This window comes from Lacrimispora sphenoides (assembly GCF_900105215.1).
Classification (GTDB): Bacteria; Bacillota; Clostridia; order Lachnospirales; family Lachnospiraceae; genus Lacrimispora; species Lacrimispora sphenoides_A.
In genome coordinates this window covers 1,071,417-1,095,088 of the sequence record NZ_FOIP01000002.1, presented here as the reverse complement: position 1 = coordinate 1,095,088, position 23,672 = coordinate 1,071,417, and the positions used below count along the sequence as shown (strand labels likewise).

Sequence of the window (23,672 nt, the reverse complement as noted above, 5' to 3'; positions counted from 1 at the left end):
AACGATATGTTGTCTGTTTATCCCAAAAATCCAATTGCAGCAAATATGATGGATGCTGCCATAACAATCAAGATTGCCTTCGTAGAGGTCATCTTTTTCTTACCAAGTAAAACATAGATCGCGGCTACAACCAGAACCGGAACAAGGCTTGGCATGATCTGGTCTAAAATGTCCTGTCCTGCCAAAGTGACATCTCCAGATATAAACGTTGCTGTAACATTCGCATTTACTACAGTCGGAATCAAAGCACCGACCACGGTAATACCAAGCAGTGTTGCCGCACTTGTCAATGCGTCCAGTTTATCTTTTGCAGAAACAATTAATTTTGTTCCCTCTCTGTATCCAATTCCAACTGTGATATAACGGAATGCCATGATTGCAATGTTAACCAATATCCAGATAACGACACCTGTCACATTCCCCTGCTGTCCCATATATGCGGCTATGGAACCGCAAATCGTCGGTATCAGGACTCCAAATATGGTATCACCGACGCCTGCAAAAGGCCCCATCAGACCTGTTTTAATGCCATTTGCGGTTTCAACCCCATCTGTGCTGCTGTTTTTTCCTTCTGCCTCTGTTGCAACATCAATGCCCAGTATAAATCCGCCCATATGGGGAGTCGTGTTAAAAAACTGCACATGATTTCTCATTGCTGCTTTTAACTCATCATCTTTTTTATATAATTTACGCAGAACCGGGAGTATGGAATATAGATAGCCTATTGCCATCATCTTTTCATAGTTCCATGTAATCTGTGATGCCAGAATCCATCGTTTGCTTACACTATTTATATCCTGGCTTGTAATCTTTTCCTGATTAATCTTCATATTCTCCATCTAACAATCCCTCCTGAACTGCACCCTGATTTACTACAACAACGTTCTGGTTTTTCGCCGCCTCCTGCTTAAATGCGATGATTGCTAATGCAACTCCCATGATTGCTACTCCAACCATAGGTACTTTCAAGTACGCTGCTGCAATGAATCCAATGAGCAGATAAGCAATGTAATTTTTAACAGGAAGATATCTAAGCAGGATTGCAATGCCCACTGCAGGAAGCAGTCCTCCTGCAACTGACAGACCGCTCATTAACCATTCCGGCATATACTCTGTAATGGCATTTACAAGGTTCTGCCCGAAAATCAACATCAGGAAAACCGGAATTGCTCTGGAAAGCCCCCACGAAAAAGCTCCCAGCCATGTATTCCTTGTAATCCCCTTAAAGTCCAATCTTTCTATTGCTGCCTCGACTCTCTTGGAAAAGAACACATTGGAAAATCTTGCAAGGACATCAAGCTGTACCATCAAAAGTCCTACAGGCACCGCCAGTCCCATACCAAACTCCATTCCTTTTCCCGACGTGATTGCAAATACGGTCCCAATCATGGCTCCAGTTACATAATCAGGTATGGATGCCCCTCCATATGTACCTACTCCAAGGATCATCAGCTGAAGAGTCGCCCCTACTGCCAGTCCTGTTCCTATATCGCCCATAACAATACCGGTAATTGTCCCAATGATAACCGGTTGGTTTGCAAATATAGAAGTAGATAATCCTTCACAAATAAAAAAGAAAGCTAATAATGTCAATACTAGAATCTGCCACACTTGAATTCCCATTCTCTATGCCTCCTTGTTTAAAAAAGATGTGAATTTCTTCTTATCGTCATTCGGTACCATCTGGGCATATACCCGCACGCCGGATTTCTCTATATCCAGAATATCCTTAATTTCTTCCTTCGTGCAGTATACGGATTTAGTTATTTGCTTCCGTCCGTCTTTCACTCCCATGTTTCCAATGTTTACTTCCTTTACTTTGACCCCTGCATCAAGTAATTCACGGATTGTATCCGTCCTCCTTACTATGAGGAATACTCTCTGTCCTGCGTACGCACCTTTGTTCAGCCTCCTCGCTGCATTAGCTACTGACAGGACGCTTAGCCTGATACCTGACGGAACTGCTGCCTGCAGAGCATTTTTGCCAATTTCATCAATCAAGATATTGTTGTCTACTATCATAATTCTTGTAACGCCTAGAGTACGTGTCCAGAAGGTTGCCACCTGACCGTGAATCAGACGTTCATCCAGTCTGAAATTCACGATCCCGTTATTTTCCACCGGTTCAGAAGATTCAACTACTTTCGTAGTCTGTTTTACGGCAGATACCCCTTCTCCGGTAATTATTTCCCTTGACTGTTCAATCGCATTCTCCAGCGTATCACCTACATTCAATGCAATCAGCATGCCCAGACATAGTCCTGATACCAGCGCAACAGATGGATACTCATGTCTTATGACAATTGCTGCATTATAAGGCGTCCCCCCCTTTATGTCAGTAATAATCGCCTGACACTGTTCTGCTCCTTTTTCCTCAAGAATCTTTCTGTAAGCACTCTCAACCGATTCTTTCGTCATTTCTTCTGTAAAAGTCACTACTAAAAACTGGGGTGCTGCTCCAGTAATCATTTCGCAGCTCTTTTTACAGGCCTCGGCATATTCGCCATGCGAAGCAATAATAAAATACATATCCCTTCCTCCTAACGTTTTCACTATCTTTTTATTGGCAATGTCACCCTCCCCATAATTCTACGGCTATTTATAGCCCTCGTACATCTCTAACTCCTTTCATGACTAAATTTAACAACTTATTATACATAACGACTTGCAACTCATTATAAATAAAATCATTTCAAAAATCTTTGAATTTCGCTTTTTGGAAACTTTTTTAGCAACTTCACCTTAATTATCCAAACAAAATTTAGTTATTTTTAACAAAAAAAACAGACTCTTCATGAAAGTCTGTCTTTTATCGGTTTATCTATTTTTCACTTTTCTCTATCCTGACTTTTCTGTAGCTGTCCACAATCAGATTCACGACGATACGTTCAACAATCAGATGATTCTGCACATCCGTCGTTAAGTGATATAAGACCGGGTATGTGATACAGGGGTCATATGCAGCCGCTTTGTTCGAAGTAATAAGTGCTATCCGGCCCTTGGTTTTTTTGATAAATAATTTGGATGAATTCAAAGCTTTCAGCCCATCCCGATAGATGTACTGTCCAGAATTAGAAAATATAATAATCAGAGTATCCTCATCTGCCTGATTAATAAATTGTTCCTGCTTTGTATCAAAGAGATTTGTTTTTATATATTTCCTCTCCTCAGCAAACATATACATAAAATCCATAGCAACCGTTTCCGAATAAACGGCTCCGAATGCAGCAACTTTATCATAATCATAAATTGCTTCTGCCAGTTTTTGAATCTGTACCATATTAATTCCGGACAGAAAATTCTTAATATCACCAGATAGGATATTCAAATATCGTTCAATTCCTTGTGCTTCAATAAACTCGTTCATCGACAATTTTTGTTCGTTTCCGGTATATCTGCTTCTTTTCTTCTCATTCCTCACATTATCCCTAAACTCTTTGTAATCCTCAAAACCAAGGCGCTTTATGAATTTAGAAAGTGTTGACTTGGAAATGTGGCATTTTGCCGCGACCTGATCAATCGGCATAAATTCAACCTCGTATATCATATCCAGCAGATTTTTCGCGATATGTGCATCCGTAGAACCAAACTCACAGTCATTCAGTAAATTTAACAAACGATAAGCTACAATATACATCCATCATCATCCCCAATGCAAGAAATGTCTATATTTCTTTTATAGTAAGTATATTGTATATTCCAAATTTGTCAACTTCTTTATCCTCAGCTTTCACCGAATATTCTTCCGTGTCCCGGGAAGCTCTTTATTAGTTTTTTATTCCGGTTCCTTATCTGTAAAATAAACATCTACCGTATATCCCGGCTTTAATATTTTTTCCTCATCATCAGGCAGGACCCAAACCTTTATAATCCGGTTTCCGTCCTTTTCCTCCGCCATGGCAGCAATCTGGGATACGGAACCTTTCAGCTCCAAATCCGGATTCATGACCGGAACGATCCTGACCGAAGAATCCAAAGTGATCTCACTGATATACTCTTCGTCAACTTCCGCACTGATGTATGCAGAATCCTGGTCAATGATATCCATAACCAGTATCTGTTTTGAATCACTGCCGAGAATTGTCCCATTTTCTACCGTTATATTTTTAACGATTCCATTCTCTACATTGGAAACGATCTGATTTCCTTTCAAATAAGGCTTATTCAGTCGAGACTTATAAATATCCAGTTCCTTATCAAGGGCCGCATTGCTGCTGGCCTGTTGGTTTAAGTTGCTGCTGTTGCTCTTTGTCAGCTGATCCAACTGAACCTCCAGCACTTTTAAGCCGGCTTTCTGGGATTCTAAATTAGTCACATATTTGTCATAATCTGTTTTAGAGATATCCCCTGCATCAAATAATACCTTTGCATGATTCAAATCTGTCTGGGCTACCTCCACATTTCTTCTCTGCGAGCCGATCTGAGCCGTTACGCCGGCAGTATTCTGATCAATTCCTTCTAAAGCCGCTTCCCCTGCAGTTCTCTGATCTTCCAGTTTGGCAATTGTCTTTGTAAACTCATCCATATTTAATATTGCAAGGACATCTCCTTTATGGACCACATCTCCTTCTTTCACTTCTATCGAATCCACAATTGCCGGAAAATCAATGACCATCTGGTAAGAAGTGCGGTATTTTACTTCACCCCAGGCATCGATCTCTCTGTTTTGCTCCTGTTCCGTCTCCGCCTGCTGTCTTTCACCGGCGCTATCTGCTTTCTTTCCGCCGCATCCCGTCACCAGCAGGCTTGCACACAGGAACATTGCAACACCATGTTTCCAAATATATTTCTTTTTCATTCTTCATCCTCCTCGATTATTCTACGCTTTTCAGTGCTTCCAGCATATCAATCCGTTTCATTTTTCTTGATACAACTGTGTTAACCAAAATCATGAATAACAGGGTCATCACTGCTGAGATCCCAATGTTTACGATACTCAGGCTGCCGTTTAAATCAAAATCATCCCCGAATCCGGCAACAAAAATAGTGGTTATCATTTTACCAACCGGTATCCCCAGGACGATTCCGGCGACTGTTGATATGAAATTTTCAAAAAGCACCAGATAGCGTATTTCTTTTTCATAGAATCCAAGGACCTTCAGTGTTGCCAGATCCCGGACTCTTTCAAAAAAGTTTAAATTACTCATATTATAAATAACAACAAAAGCCAGGCTGCTTCCGCTGACAATCAGCATGATTGCGGCAACATTTACAATATTGATATTCGATTCAAAATCCTTTTTCTGCTGGGTTCTTAAAACTGCGCGGACGATCCTGCTGCTGTTCAGTATGTTCTGATCCGGCTCAGCATTCCATTTTACCAGAAGATAACCCGGCTCATAATCTCCGCCCAGGGCTTCCCAGTAGCTGTCGCGGGCATAGATACCCTGACCGATCGTCATACTGGCTATCCCTATTATCTTAACCGTTTTATTGCCTTCACCAGGTATTTTCAGTTCTACTCTGTCTCCTTCGGATGCTCCTAAAAGCTCCGAAAGTTTACGGGTGATAATGATTCCTTCATCCGGTACAGAAATCTGCTGTCCTTTTAGGTCAGTCAGATATATCAGAGGACTTTCTTCCGGCAATAGCGTCAGTTTTACCACCTTCCTCATACCGGAATCCGTGGTCACCTGAACACTCGTTTCCTCCATATCCTGAAAATCCCCATCAATCTTTAAATTTTTAATAAAGCGGTGGCTGACTCCCCTGTCCAGCTTCAGACGCTGGTCATAGGTGTACATTTCGCCAAACGTCTGCTCTGACAGACCATTTATCATGGTCTTTAAAGATAAGGCTCCTATGATCAGACCGGAACAGCCCATGACCCCCAATATGCTCATTCCCATACGGGCCTTATTCTTTGAAATATTCCTGGCAACCAGCTTACTGCTGAATTTCATGGAATCCCATATTCCGGTAAAGCGTTCCAGAAGAATATGATTCCCTTTTTTAGGAGGCTTTGTCCGCAGCAGCTCTGCAGGAACTTCCCCAAGAAGCTTTAAGCAGGAGTAACAGGAGATTCCTCCTGTGCTGATCACAATCAACAGCGTACATAATATTATTTTAACAACATTCAGTTCCAGACTGTAATCAGGAAAAACAAAGAGCGATTTTAAGTTGCTCATTAAAATTCTTCCTATGATATTTGGACCTGCTATGACGCCTGAAATTGCACCCAAAACTCCGACATATATGCCATAGGAGGTATAATGCCACATGATCACCCGTTTCTCATAACCGGAAGCTTTTAAAATACCAATCTGATTCCTCTGATCCTCCACCAGACGTACCATGGTGCTCAGTGTAATCAGTGCCGTAACGAGAAAGAAAATACTGGGGAATATCATTGACAGAATTCGGAATAGATTCATTCTTGCATAGGTATTTTCCAGACTGGTATGATCTGTATGATTTACAATACCTCCCAAACGGTCACCGAATATCTGCTCCAATCCTGCTTTTACATCAGCTTCCTTTGCATCAGCCGTCAAGCGGACAGAAACCTGGTTATACACCTTCTGACCGCCGAATGCTTTGCCGACAGCCTCAATATCCACCATGATAAAGCCATATTTTCTGGAATCAGGAATCATAGAAGAGGAATCCTGAATGGATAATATATGTTCACTATTTAACGCCAGCTCTTCAATGGGAAATTCAAGCCATACTTCATTCAACTTCACACTGATTTTATCCCCGACAGAAAGGCCGTGAGCTTTGGCAAAGGACTGGTCTAATACAGCTCCGCGCTTTGTCGTCTGACGGCCTTCCGTCTTATAGGGCATATCCATCGTATAGCCCGAGGGCATGGCATAAATCCGTAATACCGGGGAGTCCGGAAGATCTGCATCACAGTTAATAACCAGGCGTCTTTCCGCTTTCTTTACCCCTTTCAGGCGCTCTGCTTTCCACATATCCCTCTCTGACGGATTTGATGCCGTCAGCCATAGGTCTGATAAGCCTGTGCTTTGATACATGCCCTCGGAGCGCAGCTTCATCGTCATCCAAATACTGTCCAGACCTGTTACGATGCTGATGGCAATCATCGACATTAAAAATATGGATACAAACTGGACCAGGGATTTTTTCATATCCCGCAGGGATTTAATAAACAGCGTATGTTTTACCATACAATCTCCTCCACGTCCTTTGGTTCCAGATTCTGCCTTATCTCATAAACCTTTCCATCTCTCATATGTATGACCTTCTGAGCCATATCCGCTATAGGTGCATTATGTGTGACAATGATTACTGTTTTATCCATATCTCTTGCAATATCTCTGATTGATTTAAGAACCTTTCTCCCTGTTCCGGAATCCAGCGCACCCGTTGGTTCATCACACAGTATAATATCGGGATTTTTCGCAAGCGCCCTGGCAATGGAAACCCTCTGCTGCTCCCCTCCGGACATCTGACTGGGGAAATTATCCTTTCTGTCGCTTAATCCTACCCGGTTCAGTATCTCCCTTGCATCCAGAGGATCCTTACAGATCTCTCTCGCCAGCTGAATATTTTCAAGAGCGGTTAAATTCGGTACCAGATTATAAAACTGAAATACAAACCCAATCCTGTGCCTCCGATATGCAGTCAGCTCTTTTTCTGTCATTCCGGAAACCCTGGTATCTCCCACCAGAATAGTCCCCTTTGTTGGGCTGTCCATGCCTCCAAGCATATTCAAAATGGTTGTTTTACCAGCTCCGCTCTGACCGAGGATCACATTAAAGGATCCCTTTTCTATTTCAAAGCTGATTCCATCCACTGCTTTTATGATGCTGCCTCCCACGTGATATTCCCGCTCTATATCTTTTAATTCGATAAAACTCATGTCAGATTCCTCCTTTTGCAGCTGAATACAGTCGATCTCATTCCTCCTGCATTTCATTAATATAATACTTAAAAACAATTTATGGTACGGTCAATTAACCCGGTTTTGTGTGAAATACGGACAAAACCCGGTTAATTGTTGGCTAAATACAGACGTTTTATTGATTTTTTTAAGGTGGGGTTATATAATCAATCCATCAGGAGGATATCTATGAAGCATGAGACCACAACTTTAATGACAAAAAAAGCCATTGCGGCATCGCTAAAAATAATTATGGAAAAAAAGCCCCTGGATAAAATCACAGTTAGGGAAATCATTGAGGACTGCGGTATAAACCGGAAGACCTTTTATTATCACTTTAGGGATATCTATCATCTGATTAAATGGATTTTTGAAGAAGAAGCGATCGAAGTCGTTAAGCAATATGATCTGATCGTAAATTATTATGATGCAATCCAATTTGTTCTGGACTATGTGGAAAAAAATAAACTGATTTGCAACTGTGCCTTCGATGCCATTGGCCGGGACGAATTAAAACGTTTTTTCCAGAAAGACTTTCTATTTATCATCCAAAACATTGTGGACCAGTTGTCGGAAGGTAAAAAGGTTCCAAAAGACTACCAAGCATTTCTGGTGAATTTCTATACAGAAGCGCTTGCATCTCTTCTTATTAACTGGTTACGTGATAAAGAACATTATGATAAACAAAAAATTATCCGGTATGTACATATTACCTTATTCGGTTCTATCGAATATGCATTGAACAATGCGGAAAAAGAACTCTGATCTTGACTCATGGTCTATCAACTGTTTTTTACAGATTTCGGTCTTTTCCCTTTTTTTTATATTATAATGCAAATTCCAGGCATGTCAAGAAAAGCTGTATTATGACTGCACAGAAAGCTTATAGTCAAGATAAGTATTTTTTAAAATAGATCTCAAGAAGCTTTCGCCATGAATCCTCTCACAGCTCATATAAAAAGCAGATCTTCCTCTAGCCGAAGATCTGCTTATTGCTGCTTTCAACACGATCTGACCAGTTTTCATCTTCTGCCAGCTCAAAATTATCCTGTAATTCTTTGTTTCTCCACCATGAAGAAAAATTACCTATCACAGCAAACAGTGCTTTGAGTGTTATATTTATCAAACAAGTCCCCTGACAATATCTAAAAATGTACTTTTGGCATTTGATAAATACTTGGAATTATCACTAAGTATGATGCCTATGGGGATAAAAGGGTCCTCCATTTCTATCGGAAGCTCTATAACATCATCGGAAAATGCAGGGTTTGATATAACTACACCGACAGAAGGGAATTCGTGAATTAAATATGGTATTGCGGTAATTTGGCTGACAGTATAGCAAAAAGGCGTTGTATTAACATGGGAATACGATTTTCTGAATTTCAAATTATATAAGCATCTTTCTCCACCAATTAGCAAGGGATAATTTGATAATTCCTCAAGAGAAGTTATGCAGTTCATGGTTTCAGCATATTTTCTTGAAATGATAAAACACATTTTTTCCTTATAAAGCTCTTCAAAATAATAGGAAGTGGTAATATCGGCAGGATAACTGCCAATGGCAAAGTCTATGGTTTGCCTGTTGAGATTTTCACAAAGCTCACATGAGTTGTTTACTACAAAATTGCAGATTATATGTGGTTTGATCTCTCTGAATTTCTTTATGGCCTTTGACAAAATATGAATAGCAACAGTTTCATTTATACCAATATTAAGTATTCCAACTTCTTCCTTTTCTACCTTGCTTGAATGCTCAATCACATAATGCCAGTGGTCAATAAGACTATCCACTTCTTTGGCGAATAATTCGCCTTGAGCTGTTAGCTTAATTTCTGCCCCTCGGTCAAACAAGCTGAATCCAATTTCTTTTTCTAATTTCTGAATTTGTGTAGTAACCGTAGATTGTGCATAGTTAAGATTTTGTGCCGCTTTTGAAAAACTACCTTCTTTCAAAATTGTTTGAAATGATCTTAATTCTTTTAAGTCCATCTTAGCCCTCCATTCAATATATTGATAGCATACTTCATTTAATTCAATTTTACAAATAAATTAATTTAAGTTATGATATAGGAAATAGAGAGAAGGAGTGATTTAAATGAAAGAAGTTTTTGCGCCAGGGTGTGCTTTATTACTTTATAAACCAGCGTTGGCGGATAAAACAATGAGTTTCTTACGAGAATATGTTGATAGCAATATGAAGGGACATATGATTTGTTGCAGGCACGAGCCGAGGTTAGAAAACGATACGAAAGTAATCAATACATGCCCGGGGTGTGATCGGCGGTTTAGAGGGATTTACGAGGGCGTGTCTACTATCTCACTATGGGAAGTGATCGCGGAATGCAAAACCTTTCCATTTCCGAATTATAACGGAATGGAAATGTCTGTTCACGATGCTTGCCCGACCCGCACCGAAGAAAGGGTACATAATGCTATTCGCAAGCTCTTGGCACACATGAATATCCGTGTTGTCGAACCTGAAAACACCCGCCATAAAGCATCTTGCTGCGGCGACAGCTTTTATGATTCGCTTCCTGTCAAACGTGTCCATGAACGTATGAGAATAAGAGCCAATGAAATGCCGAGAGAAGATGTTGTGGTTTATTGCCTTGATTGTGTTAGGTCGATGTCAATCGGTGGGAAAAAGCCTCATTACATTCTTGATCTGCTCTTTAATGAAGAAACAATACCGGATGAGCTAACTCCCGAATCTTGGCGGGACAGGTTGAATGATTACATTGAAAAACATTGACATTCAGATTTTATTTGACAGGAGGACGAATAATGACAACACGCGTTAACGAGATAGAAAAAGATATATACAGAATATCGATCAGCTTCGATGAACATCGATTAGACCCCGCAAGCGGTTTTGAGTTTAATCATTTTTTGATCAAGGACAAAAAAAGTATGCTCATTCATACAGGCGGCAAAAATTTATTTGAGGCACTCAAGTCCGCTGTTTCTGAACTTATTCCGCTAGAGGATTTAAGCTATCTCGCATTCTCACACTTTGAATCCGATGAATGTGGTGCTCTTAATAATTGGCTGGAAGCAGCGCCTAATGCAATTCCACTTGTAGGTGAGTTTGGCCAGGATACTGTGGAGGATTTTTCATCGAAAGCACCTGAGCTTGTTGAAGATGGGCAACTACTTGCTCTTGGACGCAGAAGCATTCTTATACTTGAAACGCCCCACATTCCGCATAATTGGGATGCCATGCTCTTTTTTGAAACAACTAGTGGCATTTTATTCAGCTCTGATCTTGGAGCGCATGGCGGCATACGAGTACCAATAACGGAAGAGGATATGACACAAACAATACTGGAGTTTCAAGAAGAGGCACGATTCATTCCTGATGGCAAGGATTTAATAAAGGTTGCCAAAAGACTTGAACAACTCGATATATCTTATCTGGCAACAATGCACGGTTCAACATTAAAAGGCCCATATATAAAGAAATTACTTCAAGCATGGAAAGGAGCAGAGCAACAATAGCTATTCTAGCTTAAACATCGGACGATTTAACATGTTTTTGTTTATTCATGTAATATCTCTTTTTATATTTCACACCGGCAAATTTACTGATTTTACGGATGATGCTATAATTAACAAGGCCTCCCACCGCTCCTATCAATGGGATACCCTGTATGAATTTTGCAGTTAATAACGACTCCGATAGTATTCCTGCTGTAGTTTTTATAATTTCGTCCAAATTAATTTCCGGAATAATTTTATAATCGATGTCCTCGCCTAATTTTTCAAGTTTTTGATAGAATTCTTTCTGCTGCTCCTGTTTCGCCATTGCAGTACAGATCAAAAGCAGGATATAAGCTTTTTCTTCCTCTGTTTCATAATGATATCCATAGCTTAAAGCAATTTCATAAACAGATTTCATGACCAAGGATAAAAAAAGCGGGATATCTGGCAAGCCGATTCCTAATGCCCCCAAAACTCCTCCTTCCAGTACAGAAATGGAAGAATTAAACATCTGGGACTGCTTGGAATGCCGGTCCAGACGTTTCAAATATTTTCTTTTGGTTACTTTGTCAATGGCATAATTATTTAAATCATATTCCAACTGTATCTTATCTTTATCATAAGTTTTCTCTATATAAATATAACCTTTTTCAAAAACCAGTCGGAAGCCTTTATAGAATGCCGTCTCCAGGGCGGTTTTCAGTTTGTTTGGAATATAACTTTGAATTTTATCAGCAACAGGCTCTATGGAAGCTTTTAATAATGGATTTTCCTTTTTGTTAAGCAATTTATTTTCTTCTTTTTTTATCTGCTTCACCTGCTTATCGAATTGCCGTCTCATATATGTCAGCCTCCCCTTTCCGTGAGTCCTTGGTTTTAGATTACTTTATCAAACATTGATCATACAAAAAGAGCTATGTTACCATTTTTTACGGTGGTTCATAGCTCTCTTATTGCCATATTTAAAACTTCCTGGTCCCTCCTACTTTCGCAAGATCTCCCTTAATCGTTTCAAAATCCATTCCGGCAGCCGCATCTATGGAGGCTACAACCGCACCTTCCACTAATGGGCAATCTACCATTTCCACCTTTTTGTCCTCCAGCATTTCGATTACCATCTCAGTGGTCATGACGGCACTGCCCATATCCATGAGCACCAACACTCCGTCGTCGGTATAAACAGATTCAATCGCAGCCTGTATTTTCTCAAAGCTGGTGCCAAAGCTTCCATCTTCGAGCCCGCCTGCCGGGGCAATCTGCGCATTGGACGCCATGATTTTTGTCAGTTCCACAACACTTTTTGCCAGCGAATCACTGTGAGATACGATGACTAATCCAACCATCAATGATACACCTCCCTTCAGCCTGCCACTTTAGAAATCACTTCCAACATAAAAGAATAAGACGTAGCCCCCGGGTCCTGATGCCCCAGGCCCCGTTCACCCACATAACTGGCCCGGCCTTTGGTGGCAATCAGATCCTTTGTATGCTCCACTCCTGACCATGCTGCCTTGACTCCTGCGTTAAGAACTTCCCCAACTGTTTTCCCTTCCTGAGCAGCCTGATCCATGGCCTGATAGGACGGCACCATAGCATCCAACATGGTCGCCTCCTCCACCACTGCCTTACCACGCTGTTCTACTGCTTCGATGGCAGTCTTTATGACCGTCAGAAAATCGGTGATATCCACATCTTCCTTTCCAGCCATGGCCTGTCCAGCCTTCATGAAAGCAGATCCGTATAACGGACCAGAAGCCCCGCCGACAGTTGAAACAAGCGTCATTCCTACTGTCTTTAATATGGTCCCGATATCCTTGCCTTCCAAACCGGTTAGCTTTTCATTTACCGCAGCAAAACCACGGGCCAGGTTAATACCGTGATCACTGTCTCCAATCGGCTGGTCCAGTTCCGTAAGATAATCCTTTTGTTCTTCCATTTTTAAACTGATTGCTTTTATGATTTCTAATACCTTTTTACTGTCTGCCATGGCAATCCACCTTTCTGATCCATATTTACATTGATAAAGTCCCCGCAATAAGCGGGGACTGAAAAAATACAAAAAATATCCCTTTATTTCCAAGCAGGCGTATCTGCGACCGCATCTAAAAGCTGCTTCATTTCATCATCCAGACGAAGAAGGGAGATTGAAAAGCCCTGCATTTCGATGGAGGTCATATATTCTCCGACAAAGGTTTTATGTATCCGTATACCTTTTTCTGCCAGAACATCAGTAACACGATTGTTAATGATATAAAGCTCCATCAGCGGTGTTCCGCCGGCACCATTAATCATAACTGCTACTTCGCTGCCTGCATAATCGATATCTTCAAGAATCTGACTCAGCAGCATATCAACGATCTCATCCGCCTTCTTAACCGGCTCTTTATGGGTTCCCGGCTCTCCGTGGATGCCGATTCCGATTTCCATCTCATCATCGGAAAGGGTAAATCCCGGTTTCCCCGCAGCCGGTACCGTACAAGGTTCAATCGCTGCTCCCATCGTTCTTACATTATCAATTACTTTTTGCGCAGTTGCCTGCACTTGATCAAGATCTGCACCAGTCTCGGCCATAGCACCTGCTATTTTATGCACAAAGACTGTCCCTGCCACTCCTCTGCGGCCGATCGTATAAAGACTGTCCTTTACTGCCACATCATCATTCGTGACAACATGCTTCACGGTGATGCCTTCCATCTCCGCCATCTCTGCGGCCATCTCAAAGTTCATGACATCACCGGTGTAATTCTTTACGATCATAAGCACACCAGCATCCGTAGCGACCGCTTTAATGCCCTCATAGATCTGATCCGGAGTCGGGGAGGTAAAGACCGGACCCGCAACTGCGGCATCCAGCATTCCGGTTCCGACGAAGCCGCCATGAGCCGGTTCATGCCCGCTTCCGCCGCCGCTGATTAAAGCCACCTTACCCTCTTTCTTCTCGGCCCGCACAACAACATTACCGCAATCCAGCTTTTTCAAATGCCGGGGATAAGCCTTCACCATCCCTAAAATCATCTGTTCTTCCACCAATGCCGTATCGTTGATAAATTTTTTCATTGAGAACCCCCTTGTCCATTCATTATATTATGAATTTATTCATCTTCACCCAAACAATTCATATCATTTAAGCCGCAAGTTTTATCCTCTTCTTCATCCTCTAAGCAGTTCATATCATTGATACCGCAGGTTTTATCGTCTTCTTCTCCAAGACAATTCATGTCATTCAAGCCGCAGGTTGTATCTTCATCTTCGGTTAATCCGTTCATATTGTTGATATCCATTTTCTTAATCTTCATAGAAAGTCCTCCTTCGACTAATCATTCACAGCAACACAGAGCCTCAAAAAGGCCCACTGTCATCTACACTCTTTCGTCGCCACGATATCTACTCCTGTTCCTGCCACATCAGGCAGGATCACATCGCCGATCCGGACAGGCGCTTTCACCGTGATACCTTTGAGTGCTTTTACACATTCAAAGATTTTATCTTTGGGTATATCCTCTCTGGTTTTAACCGATACCATGTCGGATTTACCGCCTTCCACCTTCACGGTGGAGGTGACGATCCTTGTGGGATTGGTAACTTCCTTTCGGCCATATACCTCACCTCGATTACAGGTATTTCCTGTAATGTTCACGATTTCTCCGCCTTCCAGTTCCACGGTCAGAGGACAGCCCATAGGACAGCTGATACAGATAAGTTCTCTTTTTTCCATGACCTATGCCTCCTCTATCCTTATTGTAATCCTGTCAACATCCGGATGCAACAGTAACTTTTCTTTTTCCAGCTTTATTTCTTCCATTTCTCCTGGTGCCATCACCATCCGTTTCCGATGCAATACCCTCTCGTTATTAAAGTATACACCGATATAGCAATTTTTATAAACATTTCCAACCCGGAACCGAACGATTTGAGTTGCCTCCATACGTTCTGGGATAATCGTGCTTGGAACCGTATAACGGACCCCATCAGTTCCCTCAAGACTGATTACCCGGCCGCCCGTTTTCTGCGTTCCATTTTTCACATATGCTGAAGCATTCTTTCCGGCAGCAGCAGCTTCTTCCGAAACAAAATCCACCAAATCATGCACATGAAGCACGTTCCCGCAGGCAAAGACTCCTTCCACATTTGTTTCCAGACTTTCATCTACAATCGGGCCTGATGTGACCGGATTTAAAACCACTCCCATGGCACCGGAGAGTTCATTTTCCGGTATCAGCCCGACCGATAAAAGCAAGGTGTCACAGGAATATTCCTCTTCTGTTCCTGCAATTGGTTTCCCCCTGTCATCCACTGCCGCCAGAGTAATTCCCTCCAGCCGCTCCCTGCCTCTGATCTCGACTATCGTGTGGCTCAATTTAAGCGGAATTCCATAATCATCCAGGCACTGGACAATATTCCTTTTAAGCCCTCCGGAATATGGCATGATTTCAGCCACCACCTTAACCTTGGCTCCTTCCAGAGTCAGTCGTCTGGCCATAATCAATCCAATATCACCGGATCCAAGAATCACTACTTCGCGCCCGGGCATGTAGCCTTCCATATTTACAAGGCGCTGTGCTGTACCGGCTGAAAAAATACCGGCCGGCCGGTATCCAGGTATATTGAGAGCTCCCCTGGAGCGTTCTCTGCATCCCATCGCCAGGATGACCGCCTTGGCCTGGATATCAAACAGTCCCTCCTCCCTGTTCATTGCCGTAACTACCTTGTCAGGGCTGATTTCCATAACCATTGTATTTAGAACATATTCAATCTTATGCTTTTCCACTTGTTCCGTGAAACGAGCCGCATATTCCGGCCCTGTCAATTCTTCCTTAAATGTATGCAGTCCAAAACCGTTATGAATGCACTGATTTAATATCCCTCCGAGCTCCTTATCCCTTTCCAGGATCAATATGCTTTCAGAGCCGTTATCCCGGGCCGCAATCGCCGCAGCAAGGCCAGCAGGACCGCCGCCAATTATCACAATATCATATTCTTTCATCCGAAGCGCGCCCCCTTTTTATATTCTGTCCTTGTTATATCCGACTAACAGCTGTGAATTCCCGCCGGATTTCGTTATTTCTGTCATGGGAATGCCCAGTTCCCGGTGCAGAATCTCCATTGTTTTAGGCATGCAAAAACCTGCCTGACAGCGTCCTGCTCCTGCCCTGGTCCGGCGTTTGATACCATCTAAGGTACGGGCGCCCAAAGGCCGGTGAATGGCGTCTAAAAGCTCCCCTTCCGTTACCATTTCGCAGCGGCAGATAATATTGCCATATGCCGGTTCCTTCTCAATCAGAGCTGCTTTCTCCTCTTTTGACAAAGTATCTAAATCAATGTTTCCTTTTCGGGTTCCGTTAAAATCAGGATTTACGTTTAAATCCAGCTTTTCCCGTAAAATTTCTGCTACCATTTTGCCGATTGCCGGACTGCTTGTAAGACCGGGCGATTCAATGCCTGCACAGTCCACAAAACCCGGTGCATCATCAAGCTCCCGGATTATAAATTCATGATGGTCTTCATGGGCCCTTAAGCCCGCAAAAGAAGTGATCACTTGTCTCATCGGCAGATTCTTCACGTTCAGACAGGCCTTTGAAAGTTCATCAAGGCCCTCCCTGGTGGTCGCTGTGCCTTCCTTATCCTCTATATCAACTGCGGTTGGGCCGATGATAAGATTTCCATGAACCGTAGGAGTTACCAGTACCCCCTTGCCATATTTACTCGGTAGTGCAAAAATTGTCCGTTTCACATGCTTTCCTGCGTTTTTGTCCAATAGAAAGTAATCGCCCCGCCGGGGAGTGATATGGATCTTTGATTCACTGACCATATTATGAAAGCGGTCTGCATAAACACCGGCCGCGTTCACCACATACCGGGTCTCATGCACACCCTTGTTTGTTTCCAGCTTCCAGCCACCTTCGATCTGCGTTATACTCTCTACCTCAGTATCAAATTTAAAGTCAATGCCATTGGTATAAGCATTTTCTGCCAATGCAATATTCAAATGAAAGGGACATACAATCCCTGCTGTCGGAGCAGATAAAACTGCAATCACCTCATCTGCCAGGTTTGGCTCCATTTCCCTGATTCTTTCCTGGTCTGTAATGATTTCCAGATCCTTTACACCATTTTTAACGCCCCGGTCATAAAGGGTCTGCAGATTCGGCAACGATGCTTCATCCAGGCATACAACCAAAGACCCGCACTGCTCAAAAGGAATATCAAGCTCCTTAGAAAGCTCTGGCATTATTTGATTTCCTTCTACATTCAGCCTGGCCATCAAGGATCCTTCTGCCGCATCATAGCCGGCATGGATGATGGCACTGTTGGCCTTGGTGGTGCCACAGCACACATCTTCTTCCTTTTCCAGAACGCAGGCATTCACCTTATATCGGGAAAGTTCGCGTGCGACGGCACTGCCAGATACACCCGCTCCAATAATAATTACGTCATACATACTTTTGTGTCCTCCCTTTCATATATTACCAGAAGCGGCACAAACAAGACGTGTTTCCACGCCTATTTGCGCCGCTCCATTCTCCCGCAATCCATATATGATATTATCGATCAGGATGGTTATATGATTATCTCAATATTATGCCCAGGGAATTGCCTGATACAGCAGTACCGCAGCAACCGCACCAATGACCGGGCCGACAATCACAACTGGAGCATATCCCCAGTTAGAATCGCCTTTGTCCTTAATCGGAAGAACACTGTGGGCAATACGCGGACCAAGGTCACGAGCCGGATTAATCGCATATCCGGTCAGTCCGCCAAGAGACATACCAACAGAAACGATAATACCAAATACCAGGAATTTATCCAGACCGGTAGCAATGCCGCCAACCTGTGCAATACCCTTAATACTAAACATCAGTACGAATGTACCGATAGCTTCACTTAAAATGTTGCGTCCCATATTGGGAATGGCAGGTCCTGTTGAAAATACACCCAGCTTGGTAGCTTGAGATTCCGTTGCATCAAATTGATCCTTGAAGAGAAGATAAACAAGAACCGCCCCACAAAATGCACCGGCAAACTGAGCCACTATGTAACCGGGAACCAGACCCCAGGCCATGCTTCCATCCAAAGCTAACGCAATTGTTATTGCAGGATTAAAATGAGCACCGGAAGCTGCGCCGAAGATAAAGGCCGGAATTAAAACAGCAAGACCCCATGCAAAGGTAATTTGGATTGAACCAGCACCTTTCATACCAGACTTGTTTAATGTTACGTTTGCTACAACGCCATCGCCTAAAAGAATCAGAATCATTGTTCCGATAAATTCTGCTATATATGGCAACATAATGTATCCCCCTTGTTCATTTTTGCAAATCTGTCAATAGTTACAAAAATAGTTTTAGTCTTCGTTTTTTTCTTCCTTTGACCATCCAAAAGAATACTTAACGGCTTTGTTCCAGCCATTTATCATTGTTTTCCTCTTATCCTCTGAGATTTCCGGAGTAAAGGTTTTATCAATTGCCCAGTTATTAATGACTTCTTCTTTATTTGCCCAGTAGCCAACTGCAAGCCCTGCCAGATATGCAGCTCCCATCGCGGTCGTCTCGACACATTGTGGGCGGTTAACCGGTGCATCAATGATATCTGCCTGCGTCTGCATCAGATAATTGTTGGCACTTGCGCCACCATCTACCTTAAGAGCAGCCAGCTGAATGCCGGAGTCAGCACGCATCGCCTGCAGAACATCGTTTACCTGATAGCAGAGGGAATCCAGAGTTGCCCGGATAATATGATATTTGTTTACACCACGGGTAATTCCAACTAAAGTACCTCTGGCATACTGATCCCAATGAGGTGCACCAAGACCTGTAAACGCCGGAACCACATAACAGCCGTTGGTATCCTTAACCTTCTTTGCCATATACTCGGAATCCTGAGCAGAATCGATCAGCTTTAATTCATCCCGCAGCCATTGAATCGCAGCACCCGCCACAAAGATTGAACCTTCCAGTGCATAATTCACTTTGCCGTCCAATCCCCAGGCAATCGTTGTTACGAGACCATTCTTAGAGAATACCGGCTTCTCACCGGTGTTCATCAGCATAAAGCATCCGGTTCCATATGTATTCTTTGCTTCACCGGCATTAAAGCAAGTCTGGCCAAACAATGCGGCCTGCTGATCGCCTGCGGCGCCGCCGATCGGAATGATGCCGCCGAAAAACTGCGGATCACTTTCCCCATATACGCAGCTCGATGGCTTAGCTTCCGGAAGCATTGATTTCGGGATATTAAGTTCTGCCAGAATTTCATCATCCCACATTAACGTATTGATGTTAAACATCATGGTACGGGAAGCATTGGAGTAATCCGTTACATGAACCTTACCCTTCGTCAGCTTCCAGATCAGCCAGGTCTCTACCGTACCAAACAGTAATTCACCCTTTTCTGCACGTTCCCGTACACCTTCTACGTTATCAAGAATCCATTTTAACTTTGTCGCTGAAAAATAAGCATCAATTACTAAACCTGTTTTCGCCCGGAAGGTGTCAACTAAGCCTTTTTCTTTCAAAGAGTCACAGTATTCGGCGGTTCTCCGGCACTGCCATACAATCGCATGATATACGGGCTCCCCAGTCTCCTTATCCCATACAATTGTTGTTTCACGCTGATTCGTGATACCGATTGCCGCGATATCTTCTGCGCGTGCACCGATCATTGATATAGCCTCAACTGCAACTCCAAGCTGTGTTGACCAGATTTCATTTGCATCATGCTCTACCCAGCCTGGCTTTGGAAAATATTGTGTGAATTCTTTTTGTGCCACACTGCACATCTCACCCTTTTCGTTAAAAAGGATACATCTGTTACTTGTCGTACCCGCGTCCAATGCCATTACATACTTCGCCATAAAAACCCTCCTTCTTAGTCGTTGATCCCATTCTTCAGTGACATTTATACTCAACTGCTTTTCTGCAAAACAGTTCAGTTCCTTTTTACATTTTCCATACCATCGGATTGGTTGTGGATACGGATATCGCACCTGCTGCAAGGGCTTCCATCACATCTTCTTTGTCCGATATCAATCCTCCGGCTATCACCGGCACCTTGACCAGACTGCATACCCTCCTAATCACCTTTGGCATCAGACCGGGCAATATTTCAATGATATCCGGCCTGGCTACGTTCATCAGCCTATCTATATTTTCAAAAGCCATCGAATCCAGGACAAATATTCTTAATGTTGTAAATAATGATAATTCTCTGGCCCGCTTAATCAGTGCCGGCTTCGTTGAGATAATACCGTCCGCTTTCGTATTATTCTTAATGAAATCAACTGCAATTTCTCTACCGCTTAAACCGGTAATCAGGTCAATATGTACCATAGCTACTTTATCCGCATCTTTGATCTGCTTAACAATCGAACTTAAATTGCAGATATCCCCGAACAGGATAAATACCACCCGGATCTCCTCCATGTTACAGCAGTCGGCAAGACCTTTCATATCCTTTACCGCCGCGATAACCGGATTGCTCTCAAACAAGTCGTAATATTTCTGGTCCATTGGAGCTCCTCTCTTTTTTGCATCGATATCCTTTTTGACATCTGGCCGCAAAAGCCTGCCAGTAATTATCCGAAACGGAAAAAAGAGCATAGTTTAGAATCAACATTTCTGTTGTTCTGCTATGCTCTCATCATCTCCGCATGATTATTACCTTGAACTCAATATAGCACATTGTATATGCTCTTTCAATAGTTCAAATTTTTTTCTACAAAATCAAACAGTTTATCGGCATCTTAAACTACATTTTTGTACAATTTGTATATTATTTTAAATTTTTATTTTTATTTTTAGTTATTATTTTAACAATGTGACAATTTCCTCTATTGCTTTGTTCCCCATATGGATTTCTTCATCATTGAATATGATCATCGGCACACGCTCAATATTATACTTGGTAACCAGATCCGTATAGAGTGCCGCATCGATCATTTCCGCATCGATATCCGGATTTAAAATGGCAATCTGCTGACAGGCCGCCACTACCCCAGGACAATGATGACACGACAAGGATACACATATCTTTATATTGGTTTTTGATTTGAGCTTTAAAATCTTTTTTCGCAGGCCTCCCGATATCTTCTGCCCCGGACCTGCAAGATTATATATAGCCAAAATAAAAGAATTGATTTCTTTCCCGCCCGGAATTCCGTGAAAAGCACAGCGGCCATAGCTTCCCGCCTTGTAAAGACCGGTGACCGGCAGAAAAGTCGTATCCAGCTCCGGAACCTGATCCCCCTCCTCCGGGGAGTAGAGCTCCAGGCCTAGCTTTTCACTGAGAGAGACAATCGTTTTCAAAAATGAAGCCATCTGCAGATCTTTCTCCCGTGATATATCCACCACCGCTTTGATCGTCACCGGGTCTTTCATTTTTTTTAATATATCAGACAACTGCTCTTTCAGATCCTGATCAATCAAATCACTTTCTGCCGATATTGTTGTAATATCAAGCATAACAGGCACCTCCTCATATGTTGTTAGTTTCTATACCTCATTGATTGAGATACAATCATAAATATTCTTCTGCAAGCTTATTTTATCGAAAAAAATGCTGACTATCAATAGTAATTTTTTAATTTGTCTCACAACAAATATTATTGGAGAAATAAGACGCCGCATTTTTTACAAAATGAGCATCTTTCTATCATTATATCAGCGAAAGCTTATCCAAAGCCCTCTTCAACCTCTTAAGCCCTTCCATCAGCTTTCAAGGCCGGGCATGTTAAAGGTTAAAGGTCTTGCTGGCGGAGCTGACCAGATACAGCTGGTCGTATTGATTCCCCCCTTTAAGCTTTTCCGGAGGGTGACTGATTTACACTGCACCGGCATCATATCTTCCGGAAATGGCACTCTCTTGATTTTCTGTCACTCAATTTCCCTTTCTTTGGAATAACACGTATCTTAAATTTATTTACGCATATATTATAAAAATTGGTAAAATCCTTAAGAGGCCACGAATGCACATATGTAATTCAGGTACAATCACGCAAATTGGACGAATGCTGCAAATCCATAATGCAGTGGTTGATGAGGTTTTTCTTATTAATAATAATATCGGATATTTAGACATTCTCTACGCCAATTATGGACAAAATGAAACTATATCAGAAGCCTTAAGACTTAATGTAACCATTAGCACTGTCATACTAAATTCATACGGCTATCATATATTATTATCCGACATCGAAGAGGGCATGTTGGTAGATTCCTTATTTTCATCGATTAATGCAGGACTCACTCCACCACAGGCTGATGCAACTTTAATTGTTGCAAGGACATACGATCAGCCGCCACTGAACTTTATTATAGACCGAATCGCAAAAGTAGATATCGATAACTCTTTTCTCTTTACTGGCGATCCTAATAATACAGATAATCAAATAAGATTTAATATCAGCAACATAACTACGATTCGAGACAAAGACAGTAACCCTGTTCCTCTTCGTTCACTTCATCCAGGTTTATTAGTAGACGTGATCGTGGCTCACATCAATTTTCAAAATTCGGTTATTCCAAATGAAGCCGATGCTCTGCATGTTCAAATATTATAACTATTACTTAATGTTTTAAATTGGGGAAGAGAATTGACTATAATGGAAATATAAAAGAAAGCATCCACTCCAAAAGTGAATGCTCCCAAGTTTAAAAGTTAAATATCCTTACAGACACCGCCCAACCTGTTGGCAGACAGGGTGGGCATTTTTATTTCCACTTATTTCTCTTATCGAGAAAGGCAAGAAACCTTCGACCCTGCCTGATGTTTTTCGAGTGTAGAAATTAATCCATGGTTTTTAACTTTTCTTTCCTTTCACAAACTCTTCACAGATTTATCAAACTCCCGTCACAATTTACAGGTATATTAATAACTGTAAAGAGGCCAATAACCCTTTAAAATAAAACTTTTTTTCATACAGCCGGCAGGATTCCCCCGATCTTGCCGGCTCCTCCCTTTTATCAGACAAAACACATCTGCTCCTGATTCTTACAATCTTAATTACATTATAATCCTCTGTTCCACTCCGGCCACATTGACCTCTGGAAATTACTATCTCATCTATTCCTGGTCTTTCGCAGATTCCTGAAGCAGTTCCTTTATCTGCGGTATTGTTTTGCCGCTCTGACGCATTTCCCTTATTTCCTCAATACGGGTGATTGCTTCTACACGTCTGAATCTCCTAGTCAGATTCGTTTCAGCCTGTTCAAAAGGCAGCATCCCCTCTTCTGTATAGAACTTTAGGGTACTGTATCTGGTATCGGTCAGTCGTACCAATTCTCCGATTGATACATATTCTGATTCCATTATTTTTTCAATTGTTCGCTGTCTTGACATGTCC

The 23,672-nt window shown here is 42.2% G+C and carries 26 protein-coding genes; 4 read left to right on the top strand and 22 right to left on the bottom strand.

Annotated elements, in window-relative coordinates:
* Nucleotides 1-17 precede the first annotated feature (17 nt).
* From BMW45_RS21800 to BMW45_RS21770, 7 genes are all read right to left on the bottom strand, one after another.
* Nucleotides 18-839 carry a PTS system mannose/fructose/sorbose family transporter subunit IID gene (locus BMW45_RS21800; protein WP_092248948.1) on the bottom strand — a complete coding sequence of 274 codons (822 nt, stop codon included), beginning with the start codon at nucleotides 837-839 and terminating at the stop codon, nucleotides 18-20.
* On the bottom strand, nucleotides 820-1,623 hold the full coding sequence (locus BMW45_RS21795; protein ID WP_025232742.1) for a PTS mannose/fructose/sorbose/N-acetylgalactosamine transporter subunit IIC: 804 nt from the start codon (nucleotides 1,621-1,623) through the stop codon (nucleotides 820-822). Before BMW45_RS21795 ends, BMW45_RS21800 begins: the two co-directional genes overlap by 20 nt.
* Before the next feature lie 3 nt (nucleotides 1,624-1,626).
* Nucleotides 1,627-2,529, bottom strand: coding sequence for a PTS sugar transporter subunit IIAB (locus BMW45_RS21790; protein WP_092248945.1), 903 nt, complete (start codon nucleotides 2,527-2,529; stop codon nucleotides 1,627-1,629).
* 292 nt (nucleotides 2,530-2,821) lie between these two features.
* Nucleotides 2,822-3,637 (bottom strand): MurR/RpiR family transcriptional regulator, encoded by an 816-nt coding sequence (locus tag BMW45_RS21785; RefSeq protein ID WP_092248942.1) that lies wholly within the window; start codon nucleotides 3,635-3,637, stop codon nucleotides 2,822-2,824.
* 138 nt (nucleotides 3,638-3,775) lie between these two features.
* Entirely contained in the window at nucleotides 3,776-4,798 is a 1,023-nt protein-coding gene (locus BMW45_RS21780) for an HlyD family secretion protein (RefSeq protein WP_092248939.1), read from the bottom strand.
* A 16-nt stretch (nucleotides 4,799-4,814) separates the two neighbouring features.
* Nucleotides 4,815-7,133, bottom strand: a complete 2,319-nt coding sequence (locus BMW45_RS21775) for an FtsX-like permease family protein (RefSeq protein ID WP_092248936.1) — start codon at nucleotides 7,131-7,133, stop codon at nucleotides 4,815-4,817.
* A complete protein-coding gene (locus BMW45_RS21770; RefSeq protein ID WP_092248932.1) occupies nucleotides 7,127-7,828 on the bottom strand; it encodes an ABC transporter ATP-binding protein in 702 nt (233 codons plus the stop codon). Before BMW45_RS21770 ends, BMW45_RS21775 begins: the two co-directional genes overlap by 7 nt.
* A 210-nt stretch (nucleotides 7,829-8,038) precedes the next feature.
* On the opposite strand from BMW45_RS21770, the gene BMW45_RS21765 reads away from it, so the two are divergent.
* Nucleotides 8,039-8,614: a TetR/AcrR family transcriptional regulator C-terminal domain-containing protein gene (locus BMW45_RS21765; protein ID WP_092248929.1), complete on the top strand. Its 576-nt coding sequence runs from the start codon at nucleotides 8,039-8,041 to the stop codon at nucleotides 8,612-8,614.
* Between the two features lie 208 nt (nucleotides 8,615-8,822).
* Here BMW45_RS21765 and BMW45_RS28070 read toward each other — a convergent pair whose 3' ends face one another.
* Both BMW45_RS28070 and BMW45_RS21760 read right to left on the bottom strand, forming a co-directional pair.
* Nucleotides 8,823-8,975: a hypothetical protein gene (locus BMW45_RS28070; RefSeq protein ID WP_166433440.1), complete on the bottom strand. Its 153-nt coding sequence runs from the start codon at nucleotides 8,973-8,975 to the stop codon at nucleotides 8,823-8,825.
* Nucleotides 8,972-9,841: a LysR family transcriptional regulator gene (locus tag BMW45_RS21760; protein ID WP_092248926.1), complete on the bottom strand. Its 870-nt coding sequence runs from the start codon at nucleotides 9,839-9,841 to the stop codon at nucleotides 8,972-8,974. Before BMW45_RS21760 ends, BMW45_RS28070 begins: the two co-directional genes overlap by 4 nt.
* A gap of 106 nt (nucleotides 9,842-9,947) precedes the next feature.
* Between BMW45_RS21760 and BMW45_RS21755 the strand changes: the two genes are divergently transcribed.
* Both BMW45_RS21755 and BMW45_RS21750 read left to right on the top strand, forming a co-directional pair.
* Nucleotides 9,948-10,604: a heterodisulfide reductase-related iron-sulfur binding cluster gene (locus BMW45_RS21755; RefSeq protein WP_092248923.1), complete on the top strand. Its 657-nt coding sequence runs from the start codon at nucleotides 9,948-9,950 to the stop codon at nucleotides 10,602-10,604.
* Between the two features lie 32 nt (nucleotides 10,605-10,636).
* Entirely contained in the window at nucleotides 10,637-11,350 is a 714-nt protein-coding gene (locus BMW45_RS21750; RefSeq protein WP_092248920.1) for an oxygen-binding di-iron domain-containing protein, read from the top strand.
* A gap of 10 nt (nucleotides 11,351-11,360) precedes the next feature.
* On the opposite strand, the gene BMW45_RS21745 is transcribed toward BMW45_RS21750, so the two are convergent.
* From BMW45_RS21745 to BMW45_RS21690, 12 genes are all read right to left on the bottom strand, one after another.
* Complete coding sequence (locus BMW45_RS21745; RefSeq protein ID WP_092248917.1) at nucleotides 11,361-12,173, bottom strand: EcsC family protein; 813 nt, start codon at nucleotides 12,171-12,173, stop codon at nucleotides 11,361-11,363.
* 121 nt (nucleotides 12,174-12,294) lie between these two features.
* Entirely contained in the window at nucleotides 12,295-12,675 is a 381-nt protein-coding gene (gene dhaM, locus BMW45_RS21740) for a dihydroxyacetone kinase phosphoryl donor subunit DhaM (RefSeq protein ID WP_025232732.1), read from the bottom strand.
* A gap of 17 nt (nucleotides 12,676-12,692) precedes the next feature.
* Nucleotides 12,693-13,319: a dihydroxyacetone kinase subunit DhaL gene (gene dhaL / locus BMW45_RS21735; RefSeq protein ID WP_092248914.1), complete on the bottom strand. Its 627-nt coding sequence runs from the start codon at nucleotides 13,317-13,319 to the stop codon at nucleotides 12,693-12,695.
* Nucleotides 13,320-13,402: 83 nt separating this feature from the next.
* Entirely contained in the window at nucleotides 13,403-14,389 is a 987-nt protein-coding gene (gene dhaK, locus BMW45_RS21730) for a dihydroxyacetone kinase subunit DhaK (RefSeq protein WP_092248912.1), read from the bottom strand.
* Nucleotides 14,390-14,424: 35 nt separating this feature from the next.
* Nucleotides 14,425-14,628: a hypothetical protein gene (locus tag BMW45_RS21725; RefSeq protein ID WP_092248909.1), complete on the bottom strand. Its 204-nt coding sequence runs from the start codon at nucleotides 14,626-14,628 to the stop codon at nucleotides 14,425-14,427.
* A gap of 59 nt (nucleotides 14,629-14,687) precedes the next feature.
* Nucleotides 14,688-15,047: a DUF1667 domain-containing protein gene (locus BMW45_RS21720; protein ID WP_025232728.1), complete on the bottom strand. Its 360-nt coding sequence runs from the start codon at nucleotides 15,045-15,047 to the stop codon at nucleotides 14,688-14,690.
* Nucleotides 15,048-15,050: 3 nt separating this feature from the next.
* Entirely contained in the window at nucleotides 15,051-16,316 is a 1,266-nt protein-coding gene (locus tag BMW45_RS21715; protein WP_092248906.1) for an NAD(P)/FAD-dependent oxidoreductase, read from the bottom strand.
* 18 nt (nucleotides 16,317-16,334) lie between these two features.
* Nucleotides 16,335-17,771 carry an NAD(P)/FAD-dependent oxidoreductase gene (locus BMW45_RS21710; RefSeq protein WP_092248903.1) on the bottom strand — a complete coding sequence of 479 codons (1,437 nt, stop codon included), beginning with the start codon at nucleotides 17,769-17,771 and terminating at the stop codon, nucleotides 16,335-16,337.
* Nucleotides 17,772-17,909: 138 nt separating this feature from the next.
* The gene (locus tag BMW45_RS21705; protein WP_092248900.1) at nucleotides 17,910-18,623 is read right to left on the bottom strand and encodes an MIP/aquaporin family protein; all 714 of its coding nucleotides are present in this window, start codon (nucleotides 18,621-18,623) and stop codon (nucleotides 17,910-17,912) included.
* 54 nt (nucleotides 18,624-18,677) lie between these two features.
* The gene (gene glpK, locus BMW45_RS21700; protein ID WP_092248897.1) at nucleotides 18,678-20,186 is read right to left on the bottom strand and encodes a glycerol kinase GlpK; all 1,509 of its coding nucleotides are present in this window, start codon (nucleotides 20,184-20,186) and stop codon (nucleotides 18,678-18,680) included.
* An 85-nt stretch (nucleotides 20,187-20,271) separates the two neighbouring features.
* Nucleotides 20,272-20,841 (bottom strand): glycerol-3-phosphate responsive antiterminator, encoded by a 570-nt coding sequence (locus BMW45_RS21695; RefSeq protein WP_025232723.1) that lies wholly within the window; start codon nucleotides 20,839-20,841, stop codon nucleotides 20,272-20,274.
* 294 nt (nucleotides 20,842-21,135) lie between these two features.
* On the bottom strand, nucleotides 21,136-21,792 hold the full coding sequence (locus tag BMW45_RS21690; RefSeq protein ID WP_242883207.1) for a thioredoxin family protein: 657 nt from the start codon (nucleotides 21,790-21,792) through the stop codon (nucleotides 21,136-21,138).
* A gap of 503 nt (nucleotides 21,793-22,295) precedes the next feature.
* Here BMW45_RS21690 and BMW45_RS21680 point away from each other — a divergent pair.
* Nucleotides 22,296-22,889: a hypothetical protein gene (locus BMW45_RS21680; protein WP_092248887.1), complete on the top strand. Its 594-nt coding sequence runs from the start codon at nucleotides 22,296-22,298 to the stop codon at nucleotides 22,887-22,889.
* 503 nt (nucleotides 22,890-23,392) lie between these two features.
* On the opposite strand, the gene BMW45_RS21675 is transcribed toward BMW45_RS21680, so the two are convergent.
* Nucleotides 23,393-23,668 (bottom strand): helix-turn-helix domain-containing protein, encoded by a 276-nt coding sequence (locus BMW45_RS21675; protein WP_092248884.1) that lies wholly within the window; start codon nucleotides 23,666-23,668, stop codon nucleotides 23,393-23,395.
* Nucleotides 23,669-23,672: the final 4 nt, after the last annotated feature.